A 17,997-nucleotide genomic window follows, 5' to 3' on the forward strand; every position below is an offset into this window, starting at 1 on the left:
GAATCGCGCGTTTCACGCGGTCTTCCGCGTCAGGCAAATGGAAACACTGATCCCGACGATTGCCATCTGGGCACTACCGGTCCTGCTCGCGATTACGCTGCACGAGGCTGCTCACGGCTACGTCGCGCGCCACTTTGGGGATCCAACTGCCGATCTGGCCGGCCGGATCACACTGAATCCGTTCAAGCACATCGACCCGGTCGGTACGATTCTGGTGCCCATCGGGATACTTGCGGCGAGCACGATGATGGGCGGCGGTGGGATCCTGTTTGGCTGGGCCAAGCCGGTTCCGGTCAATTTCGGACGTCTGCGCAATCCCAAGGGGGACATGCTGTGGGTGGCCGCGGCTGGCCCGTTCATGAATCTGGTGATGGCGATCGGCTGGGCCTTGCTACTCAAATTCGCGGTCGCGACCCCCGGCGCTAGTTATTCCGATGCCTTGTCTCACATGGCGATCGCGGGCATTACGATCAATGCTGTGCTGATGTTCCTCAACCTGCTGCCGATTCCGCCGCTCGACGGTGGACGGATCGCAGTGAGTCTGCTGCCGGGACGGTTGGCCTGGCAATTCGCACGTATTGAGCCCTACGGCTTCCCCATTCTCCTGATTCTGCTATTTACCGGCGTACTGGGATCAATCCTCTGGCCGCTGATCAGTGGTTTTCGCGCCGTCCTGACAACCCTTTTCGTGATCTAGATTCAAGACTATGTACGCAGAACGCGTTCTCTCCGGCATGCGCCCGACCGGGCGTCTCCATCTCGGCCACTATCACGGCGTGCTCAAGAACTGGGTCAAACTGCAGGAGGAATACCCCTGCCTGTTCTTTGTCGCAGACTGGCATGCGCTGACGACCAATTACGATGCACCCCAGATCATCGAGGAGAGTGTGTGGGACATGCTGATCGACTGGCTGGCCGCCGGCGTCGACCCCAGTCAGGCCACGCTGTTCATTCAATCGCGTGTTCCGGAACATGCCGAACTGCATCTGCTGTTGTCGATGATGTGTCCGCTGGGCTGGCTCGAGCGGGTGCCGACCTACAAGGACCAGCAGGAGAAACTGTCGAGCAAGGACTTATCCACTTACGGCTTCCTGGGCTATCCGCTGCTGCAGTCGGCCGACATCCTGATCTACCGTGCCGACAAGGTGCCGGTGGGCGAGGATCAGGTGCCGCACGTGGAGATCACCCGCGAGGTTGCGCGTCGCTTCAATCACCTCTATGGCCGCGAACCGGGTTTCGAGGACAAGGCCAAGGAGGCGGTCAAGAAGCTCGGCTCGAAGCGGGCGCGGCTTTACTACCACTTGCGCACGCGCTTCCAGCAGGAGGGTGAGGATCAGGCGCTGGAGCAGGCGCATGCGCTGCTAGAGGAGGCCCAGAATCTGAGCATGGGTGATCGGGAACGGCTGTACGGCTATCTCGAGGGCAGCAGCAAGATGATCCTGGTCGAACCGGATGCGCTGCTCACCGAGGCGGCACGTATGCCGGGTCTGGACGGTCAGAAGATGTCGAAGAGCTACGGGAACACGATCTTCCTGCGCGAGGAGCCCGATTCGGTCACGAAGAAGATCAGGACCATGCAGACCGATCCGGCGCGCGTGCGCAGAACCGATCCCGGTGATCCTGGCAAGTGTCCGGTATGGCAGTTTCACGAGATCTACTCGGACGACGGCACCCGCGACTGGGTTCAGCAGGGTTGTCGGAGTGCCGCGATCGGCTGCCTGGATTGCAAGCAACCGGTCATCGACGCGGTGCTGACGGAGCAGGCGGCGATGCGCGAGCGTGCGCAACCCTATGTCGACGATCCGTCGCTGGTGCGCAACATCATCGCGGACGGATGTGAGCGGGCGCGAAAACTGGCGCAGGAGACCATGCGTGATGTGCGTGAATCCATGGGGCTGTCGTACTCCTGATGGACGGCGGCTCATGCTGGTCGAGCCTCGTCTGCCCGTGCTGAGTTCGCCATGAATCGACCGCTGGACCTCGTTCCGATCGAGAGCGTCGAACAGATTGCGGCGGTGGTGCGCCTGTACGGCGAGCCGCTGCTCGAGCTTCCCAAGGATCTTTACATTCCGCCGGATGCGCTGGAGGTCATTCTCGACGCGTTCGAGGGGCCGCTGGATCTGTTGCTGTATCTGATCCGGAAATCGAACCTGGACATCCTCGACATTCCGATGGCGCCGCTGACGGCACAGTATCTTGTCTATGTCGAGGCGATGCGCAGACACAATCTGGAACTCGCCGCTGACTATCTGTTGATGGCCGCGATGCTGCTCGAGATCAAGTCGCGGATGCTGCTGCCGCGACCGTCTCGCGACACCGCGGACGACGAGAATGATCCGCGCGCAGAACTGGTGCGACGGCTGCTGGAATACGAGCAGATGAAGATGGCGTCGATTCGGCTGGACATGGTGTCCAGAGTCGGGCGCGACTTCGAACGGGTGGGTGTGTTCGTCGCTGAAAAGCTGGTCGAGCGACACCCCGAGGTCAGTCTTCACGACCTTCAGCTGGCGTGGCTGAATGTGATCAGGAAGGTGCGCCTGACCCGGCATCACACCGTCAAACGTGATGAACTGTCGGTGCGGGAGCACATGAGCACCATTCTCCGGCGGCTGTCCGGTGGTGCTTTCATCGTGTTCGACAGCCTGTTCGAGCCCCGACTCGGTGCGCCTAGCCTGGTGGTGTGTTTCCTGGCCGTGCTCGAACTGGTCAAGGAACGGCTCGTCGATTTGTCGCAGAACGAGCCGTTCTCGCCGATTTACGTCAGACTAGCGGATGCGCCCGGACACGCCTGAAGGCTGCAAGCGCATCATCGAGGCGGCGCTGCTGGCCGCCGGTGCGCCGCTGTCGGTGACGCAGTTGCGCAGATTGTTCGACCCGGATCCGGGTGGGGATCTGGTGCGCCGGTTGCTTGACGAACTCAGGCAGGACTGGGAGAGCCGCGGGGTGGAACTGGTGCAGCTCGCTTCGGGCTGGCGGTTTCAGACCCGGCCGGAGTGCCAGCCGTACCTGGACCGATTGAAGGAAGAACGGGCGCCACGCTATTCCCGTGCGGTGCTTGAAACCCTGGCGATCATCGCCTACCGTCAGCCGGTGACGCGTGGAGACATCGAGGACATTCGCGGCGTGGCAGTGTCGCCCAACGTGATCAAGGCACTCGAATCGCGTGGCTGGATCGATGTCGTGGGTCATCGCGACACGCCCGGAAGGCCGGCGCTGTTTGCGACGACCCGTCAGTTCCTCGATGACCTCGGTCTGCGCACGCTGACAGAATTGCCGGCTTTGACCGAAATTGAAAGGATCATGGATCTTGTCGAAAGCAAAGAAATCTCGCAGCCCCTTGCGTCCCCCGACGCGCAAAGCGACTGAGCCGTCGGAATCGGGACGGCATCGCCGACCGCCGGCGGAGACCGATGCGCGGATTGCGGCGCGTTCTGCGGATGATGCGGGTCAAGCCCGCCGGCCGGTCCCACGTGGTGGTCGGTCCTCACGCCATGAACCGGCGGTCGAGCCGGAACGACTGCAGAAGGTACTGGCGCAAATGGGCATCGGATCGCGTCGCGAGGTGGAGGAATGGATCACCGCTGGCAAGGTCCTGGTCAATGATCAGACTGCAACGCTCGGGCAGAAGATCGGGCCGGGTGATCGGGTCAAGTACAACGGAAAGCTGATTCCGCTGAAGTTCCAGACCCGCACGCCCCGCCTGCTGATCTATCACAAGCCGGAGGGAGAGATCGTGTCACGCGAGGATCCCGACGGGCGACCGACGGTGTTCGAACGCCTGCCGATCGTGCGCAAGGGACGCTGGATCGCGGTCGGTCGACTCGATTTCAACACTTCCGGTCTGTTGCTGTTCACCAACGACGGGACACTGGCCAACCAGTTGATGCATCCGCGTTACGAACTCGAGCGTGAATACGCGGTAAGGCTGCTGGGTCAATTGACCGATGAGCAGATCGAGTCACTGACCAGCGGCATCGAACTCGAGGACGGACCCGCACGATTCATCAGTCTCAGCGATGCCGGCGGCGAGGGCATCAATCATTGGTATCGCGTGAGCCTGATGGAGGGCCGAAATCGGGAGGTCCGGCGGATGTTCGAGGCCGTGGGATTGACGGTGAGCCGCCTGATGCGTGTGCGTTACGGGCCGGTTACCCTGCCGTCCCGGCTCAAGCGCGGGATGTGGATGGAACTGCCTGAGGAGGAGGTGTGTGCGATCGCCGGATTGCCTCGGCCCCGACAGCAGGCAGGCACGGGCGATGCCAGGAAGCGTCAGACGCGCGTTCACCGGACGGTTCCACGGACGGTTCCGGCTGGAAAGGAGCGTTGACGGGTCGGGAGCATCGCGTCGGTCCCGGTGGGTGCGTTCCCAGTCCGGTAGGCCGGCCCGCCCCGGTGGGTGCGCCCGCTTTACGGCGGGTCGTTTGCGTTCAGACGCAAAATTGCCTGCGGCGCACTTCAGGGTTATAATCGAAAAGCTTTGATGGGGCACTTAGGTGCTCGCATCATTTTTTCCGGTTGGGATCAACAGGGATGGGCGTTTCGCCCTTTTTTTATTTGTGGGTCTGGAATGGACGTCGAACGACTGATCGAACAGGTTGCCGCCGGCCTCGGGTACGAACTGGTCGATATCGAGCTGTCGCCGAAGGGGCGCTTGATCCGCGTATTCATCGATATCGAGCGGGGGATCAACGTGGACGATTGTGCCGCGGTGAGCAATCAGTTGTCGCGGGTCTTCGAGGTCGAGAACGTGGATTACGACCGTCTCGAGGTATCGTCGCCGGGGCTGGATCGGCCCCTGAAGAAAGCCGCCGATTTCGAACGCTTCGCAGGGTCCGAAATTCAGTTGCGACTCAGCATGCCCATGGGCAACCAACGTAACTTCGTCGGGGTGCTGAGTGGATTGGTCGATGGCAAGGTTTTGTTGCGTACAGATAAGGGCGAACTGTCGTTCGCATTCGAAGAAATCGAAAAAGCACGCCTGGTTCCCAGGTTTTGAGCACTTGGATGTGGAGGTTTTGATAGATGAGCCGCGAAATACTGCTGCTTGTGGATGCGCTGGCGCGCGAGAAGAACGTCGATAAGGACGTCGTTTTTGCCGCGCTCGAATCAGCACTGGCGTCCGCAACCAAGAAGCGCATTCACGACGACGCGGACGTGCGGGTCACGATCGATCGAGAGACCGGCGATTACGAGTCGGCGCGACGCTGGCTGGTGATGTCGGACGAGGACGTCGTGAACGATGAAGCCGAGATGGGCATCATCGATGCGCGCGACGTGGTGCCCGACATCCAGATCGGTGAATACATCGAGGAGCCCCTCGAGCCGATCGACTTCGGCCGGGTGGGTGCACAGGCGGCCAAGCAGGTGATTCTGCAGCGCATTCGCGACGCGGAGCGGGAGCAGGTCCTCAACGATTTCCTGGAACGCAACGAGCACCTCGTGTCAGGTTCGATCAAGCGGATGGAGCGCGGCAATGCGATCATCGAGGTCGGCCGACTGGAGGCGGTCATCCCGCGCGATCAGATGATCCCACGGGAGAACCTTCGGGTCGGTGACCGGGTCAGGGCTTTTCTGCTTCGTATCGACCGCAGTGCGCGTGGTCCTCAGTTGATCCTGTCGCGCACGTCTGCGGACTTTCTCGGCAAGTTGTTCGAACTGGAAGTACCCGAGATCGAGGAGGGTCTGCTCGAGGTCAAGGCCTGCGCCAGGGATCCGGGCCTGCGCGCCAAGATCGCGGTGCAGTCTCACGATCAGCGCATCGATCCGATCGGCACGTGCGTCGGCCTGCGTGGCTCCAGGGTGACGGCGGTGCGCAACGAGATTGCCGGCGAGCAGATCGACATCATCGTCTGGTCGGCCGATCCGGCACAGTTCGTGATCGCGGCCCTGCAGCCGGCCGAAGTGGTGTCCATCGTCGTCGATGAAGAAAACCACAGCATGGATGTCGTGGTCGACGAGAACAATCTGGCGATCGCGATCGGTCGGAGCGGGCAGAACGTCAAGCTGGCGTCCGAACTCACCGGCTGGACTATCAATCTGATGAGCGAGGAAGAGTCTGCCCAGAAGACGGACGCCGAGCGTCATGAGTTGCGCGAGCTCTTCATGACCAAGCTCGACGTGGACGAGGAATTGGCGGATATCCTGATCGACGAGGGTTTCACGTCGCTCGAGGAGATTGCCTATGTCCCGCTCGCCGAGATGCTGGAGATCGAAGCCTTCGACGAAGAGACGGTCAACGAGCTCAGGGACCGGTCGCGCAACGTCTTGCTGACCGAGGCCATCGTCACCGAGGAACAGCTCGAGAAGGTCACCGACGAGCTTCTGAACCTCGAAGGTATGGACAAGACACTGGCCGCCACGCTGGCACAGAACGCCATTCGCACGCGCGATGATCTGGCTGACCTGGCGGTTGACGAACTGGTCGAGATCACCGGAATCGATGCCGAGCGTGCGGCTGCGCTGATATCGGTTGCGCGTGCGCACTGGTTCGAAGAATGAAGGGAGGGAATCAATGGATGAGATGAGCGTTACTCAGTTCGCCGGCGAATTGAAGATGCCGGCAACGGTGCTGCTCGAGCAGCTCCAACGCGCGGGTGTGCTCAAGACCGGTGCCGAGGACTTGCTGACAGAACAGGACAAGGCGAGACTGCTCGAGTACCTGCGTCGCTCTCATGGAGAGACCCGGCCCAAGGGCAAGATCACGCTTACAAGGCGTGAGACATCGGAGATCCGTGCGACCGATTCGACTGGACGCGCCCGTACGGTGCAGGTCGAGGTGCGCAAGAAGCGGGTCTTCGTCAAGCGCGACGAACTGATCGCCGAGGCAAGCGCGGCAGAAGTGCCGTCCGACGTGGATGAAGCGCCTGCGCCGGTCGTGGAGGCACCCGAGTCTGCGGTGATGGAGTCGGCGCATATAGAGCCGGTCACGGCGGAGGCGCTTGCGCCGGTGCCCGAGGCGACGCCCCCTGCATCCGAACCGGTGGTCGCTCGGGAGCCGGTGGTCGAAGCGGTCGAACCGTCCAAGTCCGAACCCGAACAGCCCGAACCGATCGCCACGGAAGCGGCCAAGCCGGAAGCCGAACAGCCCGAACCGATCGCCGCGGAAGCGGCCAAGCCGGAAGCCGAACAGCCCGAACCGATCACCGTGGAAGGGGCCAAGCCGGAAGCCGAACAGGCACAAGCGACCGATGTTGCGCCGGCTGTGACCACCAAACGGCGTGTGCGTGGCGTGGCACCATCGATTCTCTCCGATGAGGAAATCGCAGCCCGCAACCGCGAGGATATGCGGCATCGGGAATTGCGGGCGCGTCAGGAGGCCGATCTGAAGGCCCGGCAGGAACGCGAGGCAGCGGCAATTGCCGCACGCGCGGCCGCCGAGCAGCGTAAAGTCGAGGAAGCGGCGCGTGCGAGCCAGCCAACCGAAGTCGAAGCGGTCAAGCCGGCGGTCAAGGGGCCGACGGGGACGCTGCATCGACCGGCTCGCACCGACGACAAGGGGCCCGCAAAGGACGCCAAACGTGGCGCACGCGCAGTCGTGACCGAGGATGTCTCCAAGCGGCGCGGACTCAAGACGCGCGGAGAGGTCGGGGGTGCGGCGGCATCGTGGCGCGGTGCGCGAGGAGGCGGCCGCGGCGGTCGCGGCAGTCAGCGCGACCAGAAGAGCTTCCAGACACCGGTCGAGCCGATCACGCGCGACGTACACGTGCCCGAGACGGTCACGGTGGCCGATCTCGCGCACAAGATGTCGGTCAAGGCTGCCGAGGTCATCAAGGTCCTGATGAAGATGGGATCGATGGTCACGATCAACCAGGTGCTGGACCAGGAAACCGCGATGATCGTGGTCGAGGAGATGGGCCACAAGGCCTTTGCGGCCAAGCTGGACGATCCGGACGCCTTCCTCGACAGCCCGGAAGCGCATCACGATGCGACCCTCGTGCCGCGTCCTCCGGTCGTCACGGTGATGGGTCACGTCGATCACGGCAAGACCTCGTTGCTGGACTACATCCGGACCGCCAAGGTTGCAGCCGGTGAAGCAGGCGGAATCACGCAGCACATCGGCGCTTATCATGTCGAGACGCCCCGCGGCATGGTGACCTTCCTGGATACGCCGGGTCACGCAGCCTTCACGGCAATGCGTGCCCGTGGCGCCAAGGCCACCGACATCGTGATCCTCGTGGTCGCTGCGGACGACGGGGTCATGCCGCAGACGCGCGAGGCGATTCACCATGCCAAAGCGGCGAACGTGCCGCTGGTGGTCGCGGTGAACAAGATCGACAAGCCCGAGGCCAACCCCGAACGCGTCAAGCAGGAACTCGTTTCCGAAGGCGTGCTGCCGGAAGAGTATGGCGGCGAAGTGATGTTCACCCATGTGTCCGCCAAGACTGGTCAGGGCATCGATGACCTGCTCGAGGCGATCCTGTTGCAGGCCGAAGTGCTCGAACTGACCGCTCCGGTGGATACACCCGCCAAGGGTCTGATCATCGAGGCCCGACTCGACAAGGGCCGGGGTCCGGTCGCGTCACTGCTGGTGCAGTCCGGCACCTTGCGCAAGGGCGACAATGTGCTGGTCGGTGCCACGTTCGGCCGTGTCCGCGCGATGCTGGACGAGAACGGCAAGACGATCGACGAGGCGGGTCCATCGATCCCGGTCGAGATCCTCGGGCTGTCCGATGTGCCCGCTGCCGGAGACGAGGCAATCGCGCTTGCCGATGAGAAGAAGGCACGCGAGATCGCATTGTTCCGCCAGGGCAAGTACCGCGACGTGAAACTTGCCAAGCAGCAGGCCGCCAAACTCGAGAACATCTTCGATCAGATGGGCGAAGCCGAGATCAAGGCACTGCCATTGATCGTCAAGGCGGACGTGCAGGGATCGCAGGAAGCCTTGGTCCAGTCGCTGAACAAGTTGTCCACCGACGAGGTGCGCGTCAACGTCATTCACGGTGCAGTCGGCGGCATCACCGAGTCCGACGTCAACCTCGCCCAGGCTTCGGGCGCGGTCATCATCGGCTTCAACACCCGGGCCGATGCCGGCGCGCGCAAGCTCGCCGAGACTTTCGGTGTCGATATCCGTTACTACAACATCATCTACGATGCGGTGGACGAGGTTAAGGCCGCGTTGTCCGGCATGCTGTCGCCGGAGAAGCGCGAGAACATCATCGGCCTCGTGGAGGTTCGCCAGGTGTTCCGCGTGCCGAAAATCGGCGCGGTCGCGGGTTGCTACGTGAAGGAAGGCCTGATCAAACGCGGATCGCTGGTGCGCGTGCTGCGGAACAACCTGGTCATCCATGGTGGCGTGCTGGATTCGCTCAAGCGCTTCAAGGACGATGTGAAGGAGGTTCGGGCAGGATTCGAGTGCGGTCTTTCGATTCGCAATTACAACGACATCGTCGAGGGTGACCAGCTCGAAGTCTACGAGATTCAGGAAATCGCGCGGACGCTCTGATGCCAAAGGAATATTCCCGCAGTCAGCGTGTCGTTGAACAGATTCGCCGCGAGTTGGCGGAACTGATCCGGACAGAGGTGAAGGATCCCCGGGTGGGATTCATCACTCTGACCGATGTCGAGATCACGCCGGATTATGCGCATGCGAAGGTCTATTTCACGTCCATGCAGGGGTCGGATGGCGTGGACGAGATTCTGGTCGGGCTGCGTCGCGCGAGCGGTTTTCTGCGTCGCGAACTCGGTCGGCGCGTCCGGATTCACACCACGCCCGAACTGCATTTCCATTACGACAAGTCGGTCGAGGAAGGCAGTCGGCTGTCGCGGCTGATCGACGAGGTCGTTCGCGAGGACGAGTCACGGGCGCACGAGCGCGACGACAACTGACATGCAGCGGAGGATTCAGCGTCGCCAGGTCGATGGAGTCCTGTTGCTCGACAAGCCCGCGGGCATGACGTCGAACACTGCGCTGCAAAGGTGCCGACGAATGCTCAATGCCGCCAAGGCGGGGCACACCGGAACGCTCGATCCGATGGCGACCGGGCTTTTGCCATTGACCTTTGGCGAGGCCACCAAGTTCTCGCAGATGCTGCTCGATGCCGACAAGACCTACGAGGCGACGCTGGTGTTCGGCGTGGAAACCGATACCGGCGATGCCGACGGTAAGAGCATCGCCGTCGCCGAGGGGGTTGTCGAAGGCGATTCGCTCGGGCGGGTATTGACGGGGTTCGTCGGCGAGATCGAGCAGATTCCACCGATGTACTCGGCGCTCAAGCGCGATGGCAAGCCGCTGTACGAATACGCCAGGGCCGGGATCGAGGTCGAACGAACCCCGAGACGCGTGCGCATTCACAGCCTCGAACTCCTCCAGTTCGGTGGGGCGACCTGCGTGATCCGGGTCGCCTGCAGCAAGGGAACATATATCCGGACCCTGGCCATGGACATCGGCGCGGCGCTGGGCTGTGGCGCGCATCTGTCGGCCTTGCGCCGTACGCGCATCGGGCCGTTCCGGATCGGGCAGGCGGTGTCGATGACCGATCTCGATGCGGCGTCGCTGGATGAGCGCGATGCGATGCTCGCACCTGTGGATGCGCTGGTGCGGCATCTGCCGCAGTTCGCGCTCGATGCGGAGCAGACCCGGGCCATCCTGTACGGCCAGTCGCTGAAGAACGTCAGCGGTTCGGCCGGACTGGTCCGTCTTTACGGTGACACGCGCTTTCTCGGGCTAGGGGAGTTTCGTCCGGATGGGGAGTTGTCGCCAAAACGTCTCGTCGCTTCTGCGGCCTGCAGCTAATTGGGCCGAAGTGATTGAGTTTTATGCTGTGCGTTGGATATAATTACGCGCTTCAAATCAGAAGATTCACACGAGTAAATAACCACATGGCTCTCGATACCGCACAAAAGTCGCAGATCGTTCAGGACTTTCAGCGCTCCCAGGGTGACACCGGATCTCCGGAAGTTCAGGTCGCGCTGCTCACCGCCCGCATCAACGGCCTGACAGGCCATTTCAAGGCCAATGCGAAGGATCACCATTCGCGTCGCGGGCTGTTGAAGATGGTCAGCCAGCGTCGCAAGTTGCTCGACTATCTGAAGGGAAAGAACGCCGATAGCTACCGAAACCTGATCGAGCGCCTGGGCCTGCGCAAGTAAGCTGTCGGTTTCATCGACACTGATGTCGAACCCCGCAGCGCCAAGCAAGGCTCCCTGAGCGACTACAAGCCGGTAGGGCCCGTCCATGGGTCCCGCCGGCTTTATTCTTTGCGCTGACGGCTCCGTACCATCGTGCAGTTGTATTTCGCTGCCTAAACCTAAAGGAATTCATCTTGCCTCATTCAATCAAGAAAACGTTTGCATACGGCGCCCATACCGTGACCCTGGAAACCGGCGAGATCGCCCGGCAGGCCGGCGGTGCCGTCATCGTGAACATGGACGACACCGTCGTGCTGGCCACCGTGGTTGCCGCAAAGAGCGCGAAGCCCGGGCAGGACTTCCTCCCGCTGACGGTCGATTACGTAGAGAAGTTCTATGCCGCTGGTCGTATCCCGGGAGGCTTCTTCAAGCGCGAGGGCAGGCCGACCGAGAAGGAGACGCTGACCTGCCGTCTGATCGACCGTCCGATCCGTCCGCTCTTTCCGGACGGTTTCTACAACGAGGTGCAGGTCGTCGTCACGGTGCTGTCGCTGAACCCGGAGATCGATTCCGACATCCCGGCGATGATCGGTGCGTCGGCTGCGCTGGCCATCTCCGGCGTGCCCTTCGATGGCCCGATCGGCGCATGCCGGGTCGGCTATCAGAACGGCGAGTACATACTGAATCCGACTGCCAGCCAACTGCTGACCAGCGAACTCAACCTCGTGGTGGCCGGAACGGCCTCCGCGGTCTTGATGGTCGAATCCGAAGCCAAGGAGTTGTCGGAAGAAGTCATGCTCGGGTCGGTCGTGTTCGGCCACCAGCACCTGCAAGCCGCGATCAATGCGATCAACGAACTGGTTGTTGCAGCCGGAAAGCCAGAATGGGACTGGCAGCCGCCGGCCCGGAACGAGGCTGTGATCGCGCGCATTCAGGAACTTGCCGGTTCCGATCTCGAGGCCGCGTTCAGCATCACGAGCAAGCAGGAACGCAGCCAGCGGATCAGCGAAATCCGCAGCAGAACCATCGCCGCGATCACCGACGCGAGTGAAGAACCCCCGTCCTCCAACGAACTCAAGGATATCTTTCACGAGCTCGAGGCCGGTATCGTTCGCAGCCGCATCCTGAACGGCGAACCGCGTATCGACGGGCGCGATACCCGCACGGTCCGACCGATCGACATCCGCGTCGGCCTGCTGCCTCGTACCCATGGATCGGCCCTGTTCACACGCGGCGAAACCCAGGCACTGGTCATCGCGACGCTCGGAACGGGTCGCGACGAACAGATCGTGGATGCGATCGGTGGTGAGTATCGCGAAAACTTCCTGCTACATTACAACTTCCCGCCGTTCTGCACCGGCGAGACCGGCCGGATGGGCGTGACCAAACGCCGCGAAGTCGGCCACGGACGCCTGGCCAAGCGTGCACTGGCCGCCGCGCTGCCCGATGGCGAGGATTTCAGCTACACCATTCGGGTCGTATCCGAGATCACCGAATCGAACGGCTCCAGTTCCATGGCCTCAGTGTGCGGCGGGTCGCTCGCGATGATGGATGCCGGCGTGCCGCTGAAAGCGCATGTAGCCGGTATTGCGATGGGCCTGATCCTTGACGGCAATCGCTTTGCGGTGCTGACCGATATCCTGGGTGACGAGGATCATCTCGGCGACATGGACTTCAAGGTTGCAGGGACCGAGAACGGTGTGACCGCTCTGCAGATGGACATCAAGATCCAGGGTATCACGAAGGAGATCATGCAGGTCGCGCTAGCGCAGGCCGGTGAAGGTCGACTGCACATCCTTCAGCAGATGAAGCAGGCGCTGGCATCTCATCGCGGCGAGGTTTCCGAGTTCGCGCCGCGCATGATCACGATGAAGATCAACCCGGAGAAGATCCGCGACGTGATCGGCAAGGGTGGCGCGGTGATCCGGGGTCTGCAGGATGAAACCGGCGCGATCATAGAGATCAACGACGACGGCAACATCACGATCTCCTGCGTCAGTTCGGAAGGCGCCCAGCTGGCCAAGACGCGCATCGAGGGCATCACGGCGGAAGCCGAGGTTGGCAAGGTCTATGAGGGCACGGTCGTGCGTCTGCTCGACTTCGGCGCGATCGTGAATATTCTCCCCGGCAAGGACGGTCTGCTGCACATCTCCCAGATTGCGAACGAGCGGGTCAACGCCGTAAGCGATTATCTGAAAGAGGGTCAGGCCGTGAGGGTGAAGGTTCTCGAGACCGACGACCGTGGCAAGATCAAGCTCAGCATGAAGGCCTTGCTCGAGCAACAGGCTGCCGAGTAAAGCGCCGGCACGGGACGCCGCTTGGGCTGCAACGCCCACAGTCGCGTTCCGAGGCCAGTTTCATGATCAGCGACGCCCCGCACTGCGGGGCGTTTTCGTCAGGGCTGTTCGTCGTTGCGATGCCCGAAAAAAAACCCGCCGGATCAGGGCGGGTTTCACGCTAATGCTTTTGTATTATTCTTGATTGTTGCTGTTGTTGTACGCTCATGCATCGAATGAGTGGGGCGACATACCGGGATCGAACCGGTGACAACTGGAGCCACAATCCAGTGCTCTACCAACTGAGCTAATGCCGCCACTTTCAGGACCGCAGTGACTGCTCACTGCGAGCCAAAAACCTTTTCTCGAGCCTTTTTTGGCCTGCCCGACAGGAATCGAACCTGTAACCCCCGGCTTAGAAGGCCGGTGCTCTATCCAGTTGAGCTACGGGCAGAAAACCGTGGGCAAACGGGGCGAGCTGGTCGGGGTGGAGGGATTCGAACCCCCGACATCTTGCTCCCAAAGCAAGCGCGCTACCGGACTGCGCTACACCCCGAGAGCCGCGAATATTACACAGCAGTCGGGGCTGCGTCAAACATGATTTGGAATTTTTCAGACGACTGGCCTTGCCCCCGCGCTCGGCCCGACGGGGGATTCGAAAGTCTTGCTGACCCCAACGGATTCTGTTAAAAGTTCGCTTCGCGATCGATAACCGGAACCCGAGCATGTCCGAAGACACGCTGCAGAACAAGACCTTTTCACCGTATGTTCCCGCGGACGGCGAGGAATACATGAATGAAAAGCAGTTGAACCACTTCCGGGAGATTCTGGAGGCCGCACGCCGGGAGATGATGGCAGACATCGAACGCACGGTGCATGCGATGCAGGACGAGGCGACCGTGTTCGCCGACCCGAACGATCGCGCCAGCCAGGAGTCGGACATCGCCCTCGAGCTTCGCAATCGTGACCGTGAGAGAAAACTGATCAAGAAGATCAACGAGACGCTGGAGCGGATCAAAGCTGGCGAGTATGGGTACTGCGACAGCTGCGGCGTGGAGATCGGGCTCAAGCGGCTCGAGGCGCGTCCCACCGCCACCCTTTGCATCGACTGCAAGACGCTGGAGGAGATCCGCGAGCGCCAGATGGCCAAATAGGGTCGGGTAGCCCCTTCCGACCGACCATCATCTCTCGCATCGAAATCCAGTAAAGTCTCATTTGATACGGAGCGGTGTGAAATCGTGCCGTTCGGCCACATGCGGCGGTCGTGGCGCTTGGCCACAGTAAGGGGCGACCGGTGTGTTCTCGATGCTGTTGAACACCACGAATACATTGCTCCTGGGCTGCGGCGTGATGTTCGAATTGGATCCGTGCATGACGTTACAGTCAAAAAAGGTGACCGATCCGATTCCGCCGAGCGGGCTGATGATTCCGTTCTGCTCCACCATCCGGGCCAGATGCAGTTCATCGGGAACACCGATTTTCTGACGCCTCAGCGAGGTGACGAAGTTGTTCTCGGGGGTCTTGCCCTGACAGGCCAAGAACTGTTTGTGCGATCCGGGCACGATCATCAGTGGACCATTGTGCGGAGTGTTGGGAGTCAGGCTGATCGAGCAACTCAGCATGCGCATTGCCGGGACGCCGTCCTCCGCGTGCCAGGTTTCGAAATCCGAGTGCCAGTAGAACTCCTTGCCCGTGAAACCGGGTTTGTAGTTCACCCTCGACTGATGAATATAGACCTGGCCACCCAGTATCTGCGTTGCGATCGCAACGATCTTCGGGTGCCGGCACAGTTTCGCCAGCGGGCCGTTTCGTTTGTGGATGGCAAATAAGGAGCGGAGTGCGTTGCTGCCGGGCTCCAGAACCGATTCGACCTCCCGTCTGACCTCGGAACTGCTTCGCAAGCGATCCAGTTCCGCGATATGGGATGACAGTTCCTTTTCGTCGAACAGTTGCTCCAGGCTGAGATAGCCGTTCTGATCATAGGCGGCGAGTTGTACTGCACTCAACGGGCCGTCCGGCGGATGGCCATAGACGACCGGATCTCGCCGGGGTGTAAGGAAACCCTTTTCATCGAGACGGGTTGGATAGGGATCCTGAGCAGAAAAGTCCTCGTAGGCTGCGATATTCATTTTCAAACCATGGCAATGCTGAAGTGGATCCAGTCCTCCATTCAGGCGGACGGGGATAGGGCCTCACATGCGTCCAGGGGATAGGCGCCGGTTTCGTCATGTACCTCCAGTCCGCTCAACGGCGGATTGAAGACGCAGACCATCCGCATGGGCGACCCTTTGTTGGCACGCAGGACATGCCGGTCGTGGCGATCGAGCGCATACAGGGTCCCGGCGCGAATCGAATGAGTCAGACCCGTTCCGAGATCCTCGATTTCACCCTCGCCGTCGATGCAGTACACCGTCTCCAGATGGTTTCTGTATTCCATCTCGAGTGCGGCGCCGGCCTTGATCAGCGTGTCATGCACCGAATAGCCCATGCCATCGCCCTTGAGAATGAAACGGCGGCTGGTCCAGCCGGGGGTGTCGACCTCGGCCGAAGTGCCGAGCAGGTCGTTCAGGTGTTTTACGATCATTGCTGTCTTTCTCCTTTGGGTTGACGTCAAGCCGCGCTCAGCGCGTCACCCTTCATCACGGCCTTCAGGCCGGCTTCGATCGTGTCCAGCCCCTTAAGCAATTCCTCCTCGCTGATGGTCAGGCTGGGAAGCAGTTTAAGCACTTCATCGTTGATGCCGGCCGTCTCGATGATGAGCCCGCGCTCGAAGCAGGCCGCCGAGACCCGAGCGGCCAGCGCCTGGTCCTCGAACGCGACGCCGAGGATCAGACCGCGACCGCGCACTTCGGCCTTGACGCCAAGGTTCTTGACGATCCGTTTCAGGCGATCGATCGCGAGCCTTCCCTTGGACTGCACCGATTTCTCCAGCCAGCCATCCTTCCAGAAACCCAGCGCTGCCGTCGCCGTGACGAAAGCGGGGCAATGACCGCGAAACGTGCCGTTGTGCTCGCCAGGCGCCCACTGGTCGTGTTCGGGCTTGAACAGCACGAGTGCGAACGGAAGCCCGTAGCCCGACAGGGATTTCGACAACGTCACGATATCCGGTTCGATGCCGGCCGCCTCGAAACTGAAGAAGGCGCCGGTGCGCCCGCAACCGACCTGGATGTCGTCGACGATCAGCAGAATCTCGTGCTTGCGCGTGATCTCGCGCAGCCGCTGCAACCATTGCATGGAGGCGACATTGACCCCGCCTTCGGCCTGGACCGTCTCGACAATGACCGCCGCCGGCGTATCCAGTCCACTGCCGTCATCGATCAGCATCGCCTCGAGATAGTCGAGCGTGTCCGTGTCCCGGCCCATGTAACCGTCGAACGGGACCGACATCGTGTGATTGAGCGGAACGCCCGCACCGGCCCGCTTGAAGCCGTTGCCCGTCACCGACAGCGAGCCGAGGGTCATGCCGTGGAATGCATTGGTGAAACTCACCACGCGCTCGCGGCCGGTCACCTTGCGTGCCAGTTTCAGCGCGGCCTCGACCGCATTCGTGCCGGTCGGCCCGGGAAACTGGAACTTGTAGTTCAGTCCCCGAGGCGCCAGGATGGTGCGCTGGAATTCCTCGATGAAGCGCTCTTTGGCGACACTGTACATGTCGAGCGTGTGCGTGATGCCGTCGCGCGCGATGTAGTCGATCAAGGCCTCCTTCAACCGGTCCGGATTGTGCCCGTAGTTGAGCACACCCGCGCCGGCGAAAAAGTCGAGGTATTTCCGGCCTTCGGTGGTCGTCATCCAGGCGCCCTTCGCGGTGTCGAAAAGGGCCGGAAAGTTTCGGCAGTAACCGCGGACTTCGGATTCGTACTGTTCGAAGATGTTCATGTCGTGGTCTCCCTCAGTGGATCAATGGTCTATCGAAGTTCAGGCATCGCCCGTGCGCGTCGGGGGTGGAAGCGGGCCGATGCGAAACAGCTGTTCCGCCGGATGGGGATCCGGGAACATCGCCGTCGTGAAATGCTCGGATATATCGCAGTCGACGCCAAGGTGCCGGGCAAAACCAGTGAACAGGCGTCGGGATGGCTCATTGTCTTCGGCGACGGTCGCAGTCAACCAGCGGGCGTCGCGGTTGCCCGCGAGGTTCAGCCACTCGGACAGCATCCGCGTTCCGAGGCCCTGACCCTGCATGTTCGGGGCGAGGCCGATTTGCCACACGAAGGCGGTCTCGGGGTCGCGCGGCGGACGATATCCGATGACCGTGCCGACGATCCGGTCACCTCGCTCGGCAACCAGGCACGAATCACCGAAATCGTTCGCCAACAGCAGATAGAAATAGGCGGAATTCAGTTCGAGGGTACCGGCCGACTGCACCAGACGCCACAGATTTGCGCCGTCCTCGCGGTTTGCCGCTCTGAAGCTGATTTGATCGGGCTTGTTCATCGGGCTCCTGGAGACAAAACGGTCCGGCGGTCCGTCGTGCTTCCTGGAACTCTCTGGGATCGATCCGTAAAATTATGCGCCAAACTAGTTTTGTACAAATTGAATAGCTTTTTACCTTAACATGTCTGGCCCATCACTTCAACTTGCCACCGCGCGCATGTTGATAGGACAATGCGCTGCGTCTGGCGTGATCGAAGCCGTTCGAGGTTGCGGCTGCCAGATC

Annotated in this window: 17 protein-coding genes and 3 tRNA genes; 13 read left to right on the forward strand and 7 right to left on the reverse strand. The window is 61.4% G+C overall.

Annotation, left to right across the window (positions count from 1 at the left end; all coding sequences use genetic code 11):
- Nucleotides 1–37 precede the first annotated feature (37 nt).
- The 12 genes from ACKVEX_RS04750 to pnp all read left to right on the forward strand — a co-directional run bounded on the left by ACKVEX_RS04750 (nucleotide 38) and on the right by pnp (nucleotide 13,364).
- A complete protein-coding gene (locus ACKVEX_RS04750) occupies nucleotides 38–697 on the forward strand; it encodes a site-2 protease family protein (RefSeq protein WP_473214544.1) in 660 nt (219 codons plus the stop codon).
- Between the two features lie 10 nt (nucleotides 698–707).
- A complete protein-coding gene (locus ACKVEX_RS04755) occupies nucleotides 708–1,910 on the forward strand; it encodes a tryptophan--tRNA ligase (RefSeq protein ID WP_473214545.1) in 1,203 nt (400 codons plus the stop codon).
- A 51-nt stretch (nucleotides 1,911–1,961) separates the two neighbouring features.
- The gene (locus ACKVEX_RS04760; protein ID WP_473214546.1) at nucleotides 1,962–2,792 is read left to right on the forward strand and encodes a segregation and condensation protein A; all 831 of its coding nucleotides are present in this window, start codon (nucleotides 1,962–1,964) and stop codon (nucleotides 2,790–2,792) included.
- Nucleotides 2,773–3,366, forward strand: a complete 594-nt coding sequence (scpB, locus tag ACKVEX_RS04765) for an SMC-Scp complex subunit ScpB (RefSeq protein WP_473214547.1) — start codon at nucleotides 2,773–2,775, stop codon at nucleotides 3,364–3,366. Before ACKVEX_RS04760 ends, scpB begins: the two co-directional genes overlap by 20 nt.
- Nucleotides 3,308–4,327, forward strand: a complete 1,020-nt coding sequence (rluB, locus tag ACKVEX_RS04770) for a 23S rRNA pseudouridine(2605) synthase RluB (RefSeq protein WP_473214548.1) — start codon at nucleotides 3,308–3,310, stop codon at nucleotides 4,325–4,327. Before scpB ends, rluB begins: the two co-directional genes overlap by 59 nt.
- Before the next feature lie 240 nt (nucleotides 4,328–4,567).
- Nucleotides 4,568–4,996, forward strand: coding sequence for a ribosome maturation factor RimP (rimP, locus tag ACKVEX_RS04775; protein ID WP_473214577.1), 429 nt, complete (start codon nucleotides 4,568–4,570; stop codon nucleotides 4,994–4,996).
- A gap of 26 nt (nucleotides 4,997–5,022) precedes the next feature.
- Nucleotides 5,023–6,498 (forward strand): transcription termination factor NusA, encoded by a 1,476-nt coding sequence (nusA, locus tag ACKVEX_RS04780; RefSeq protein WP_473214549.1) that lies wholly within the window; start codon nucleotides 5,023–5,025, stop codon nucleotides 6,496–6,498.
- A gap of 13 nt (nucleotides 6,499–6,511) precedes the next feature.
- Nucleotides 6,512–9,442, forward strand: a complete 2,931-nt coding sequence (infB, locus tag ACKVEX_RS04785; RefSeq protein ID WP_473214550.1) for a translation initiation factor IF-2 — start codon at nucleotides 6,512–6,514, stop codon at nucleotides 9,440–9,442.
- A complete protein-coding gene (rbfA, locus tag ACKVEX_RS04790; protein WP_473214551.1) occupies nucleotides 9,442–9,825 on the forward strand; it encodes a 30S ribosome-binding factor RbfA in 384 nt (127 codons plus the stop codon). Before infB ends, rbfA begins: the two co-directional genes overlap by 1 nt.
- 1 nt (nucleotide 9,826) lies before the next feature.
- Entirely contained in the window at nucleotides 9,827–10,732 is a 906-nt protein-coding gene (truB, locus tag ACKVEX_RS04795; RefSeq protein WP_473214552.1) for a tRNA pseudouridine(55) synthase TruB, read from the forward strand.
- Between the two features lie 86 nt (nucleotides 10,733–10,818).
- The gene (gene rpsO / locus ACKVEX_RS04800; protein ID WP_473214553.1) at nucleotides 10,819–11,088 is read left to right on the forward strand and encodes a 30S ribosomal protein S15; all 270 of its coding nucleotides are present in this window, start codon (nucleotides 10,819–10,821) and stop codon (nucleotides 11,086–11,088) included.
- Nucleotides 11,089–11,261: 173 nt separating this feature from the next.
- Nucleotides 11,262–13,364, forward strand: a complete 2,103-nt coding sequence (pnp, locus tag ACKVEX_RS04805) for a polyribonucleotide nucleotidyltransferase (protein ID WP_473214554.1) — start codon at nucleotides 11,262–11,264, stop codon at nucleotides 13,362–13,364.
- A 220-nt stretch (nucleotides 13,365–13,584) separates the two neighbouring features.
- On the opposite strand, the gene ACKVEX_RS04810 is transcribed toward pnp, so the two are convergent.
- From ACKVEX_RS04810 to ACKVEX_RS04820, 3 genes are all read right to left on the reverse strand, one after another.
- Nucleotides 13,585–13,660: transfer RNA gene (locus tag ACKVEX_RS04810), tRNA-His, on the reverse strand.
- Nucleotides 13,661–13,720: 60 nt separating this feature from the next.
- Nucleotides 13,721–13,797 (reverse strand) — tRNA-Arg (locus tag ACKVEX_RS04815).
- Between the two features lie 25 nt (nucleotides 13,798–13,822).
- Nucleotides 13,823–13,899: transfer RNA gene (locus ACKVEX_RS04820), tRNA-Pro, on the reverse strand.
- A 169-nt stretch (nucleotides 13,900–14,068) separates the two neighbouring features.
- Here ACKVEX_RS04820 and dksA point away from each other — a divergent pair.
- Nucleotides 14,069–14,497 carry an RNA polymerase-binding protein DksA gene (gene dksA / locus ACKVEX_RS04825; RefSeq protein ID WP_473214555.1) on the forward strand — a complete coding sequence of 143 codons (429 nt, stop codon included), beginning with the start codon at nucleotides 14,069–14,071 and terminating at the stop codon, nucleotides 14,495–14,497.
- Nucleotides 14,498–14,554: 57 nt separating this feature from the next.
- Here dksA and thpD read toward each other — a convergent pair whose 3' ends face one another.
- The 4 genes from thpD to ectA are packed head-to-tail and all read right to left on the reverse strand — an operon-like array spanning nucleotide 14,555 to nucleotide 17,774.
- Entirely contained in the window at nucleotides 14,555–15,472 is a 918-nt protein-coding gene (gene thpD, locus ACKVEX_RS04830; protein ID WP_473214556.1) for an ectoine hydroxylase, read from the reverse strand.
- A gap of 41 nt (nucleotides 15,473–15,513) precedes the next feature.
- Entirely contained in the window at nucleotides 15,514–15,927 is a 414-nt protein-coding gene (locus ACKVEX_RS04835; protein WP_473214557.1) for an ectoine synthase, read from the reverse strand.
- 26 nt (nucleotides 15,928–15,953) lie between these two features.
- Nucleotides 15,954–17,219 carry a diaminobutyrate--2-oxoglutarate transaminase gene (gene ectB, locus ACKVEX_RS04840; protein ID WP_473214558.1) on the reverse strand — a complete coding sequence of 422 codons (1,266 nt, stop codon included), beginning with the start codon at nucleotides 17,217–17,219 and terminating at the stop codon, nucleotides 15,954–15,956.
- 39 nt (nucleotides 17,220–17,258) lie between these two features.
- Complete coding sequence (ectA, locus tag ACKVEX_RS04845) at nucleotides 17,259–17,774, reverse strand: diaminobutyrate acetyltransferase (protein WP_473214559.1); 516 nt, start codon at nucleotides 17,772–17,774, stop codon at nucleotides 17,259–17,261.
- Nucleotides 17,775–17,997: the final 223 nt, after the last annotated feature.

The sequence above is a fragment of the Denitraticella aggregata genome (assembly GCF_048158365.1).
In the GTDB taxonomy this organism is placed as follows: domain Bacteria; phylum Pseudomonadota; class Gammaproteobacteria; order Burkholderiales; family Rhodocyclaceae; genus Azoarcus_F.

What these genes read in the sequence shown, in the direction of transcription:
- ACKVEX_RS04750 (WP_473214544.1), top strand. Translation starts at nt 38, where the DNA reads ATGGAAACACTGATCCCGACGATTGCCATCTGGGCACTACCGGTCCTG.
- ACKVEX_RS04755 (WP_473214545.1), top strand. Translation starts at nt 708, where the DNA reads ATGTACGCAGAACGCGTTCTCTCCGGCATGCGCCCGACCGGGCGTCTC.
- ACKVEX_RS04760 (WP_473214546.1), top strand. Translation starts at nt 1,962, where the DNA reads ATGAATCGACCGCTGGACCTCGTTCCGATCGAGAGCGTCGAACAGATT.
- scpB (WP_473214547.1), top strand. Translation starts at nt 2,773, where the DNA reads ATGCGCCCGGACACGCCTGAAGGCTGCAAGCGCATCATCGAGGCGGCG.
- rimP (WP_473214577.1), top strand. Translation starts at nt 4,568, where the DNA reads ATGGACGTCGAACGACTGATCGAACAGGTTGCCGCCGGCCTCGGGTAC.
- nusA (WP_473214549.1), top strand. Translation starts at nt 5,023, where the DNA reads ATGAGCCGCGAAATACTGCTGCTTGTGGATGCGCTGGCGCGCGAGAAG.
- infB (WP_473214550.1), top strand. Translation starts at nt 6,512, where the DNA reads ATGGATGAGATGAGCGTTACTCAGTTCGCCGGCGAATTGAAGATGCCG.
- rbfA (WP_473214551.1), top strand. Translation starts at nt 9,442, where the DNA reads ATGCCAAAGGAATATTCCCGCAGTCAGCGTGTCGTTGAACAGATTCGC.
- truB (WP_473214552.1), top strand. Translation starts at nt 9,827, where the DNA reads ATGCAGCGGAGGATTCAGCGTCGCCAGGTCGATGGAGTCCTGTTGCTC.
- rpsO (WP_473214553.1), top strand. Translation starts at nt 10,819, where the DNA reads ATGGCTCTCGATACCGCACAAAAGTCGCAGATCGTTCAGGACTTTCAG.
- dksA (WP_473214555.1), top strand. Translation starts at nt 14,069, where the DNA reads ATGTCCGAAGACACGCTGCAGAACAAGACCTTTTCACCGTATGTTCCC.
- thpD (WP_473214556.1), bottom strand. Translation starts at nt 15,472, where the DNA reads ATGAATATCGCAGCCTACGAGGACTTTTCTGCTCAGGATCCCTATCCA.
- ACKVEX_RS04835 (WP_473214557.1), bottom strand. Translation starts at nt 15,927, where the DNA reads ATGATCGTAAAACACCTGAACGACCTGCTCGGCACTTCGGCCGAGGTC.
- ectB (WP_473214558.1), bottom strand. Translation starts at nt 17,219, where the DNA reads ATGAACATCTTCGAACAGTACGAATCCGAAGTCCGCGGTTACTGCCGA.
- ectA (WP_473214559.1), bottom strand. Translation starts at nt 17,774, where the DNA reads ATGAACAAGCCCGATCAAATCAGCTTCAGAGCGGCAAACCGCGAGGAC.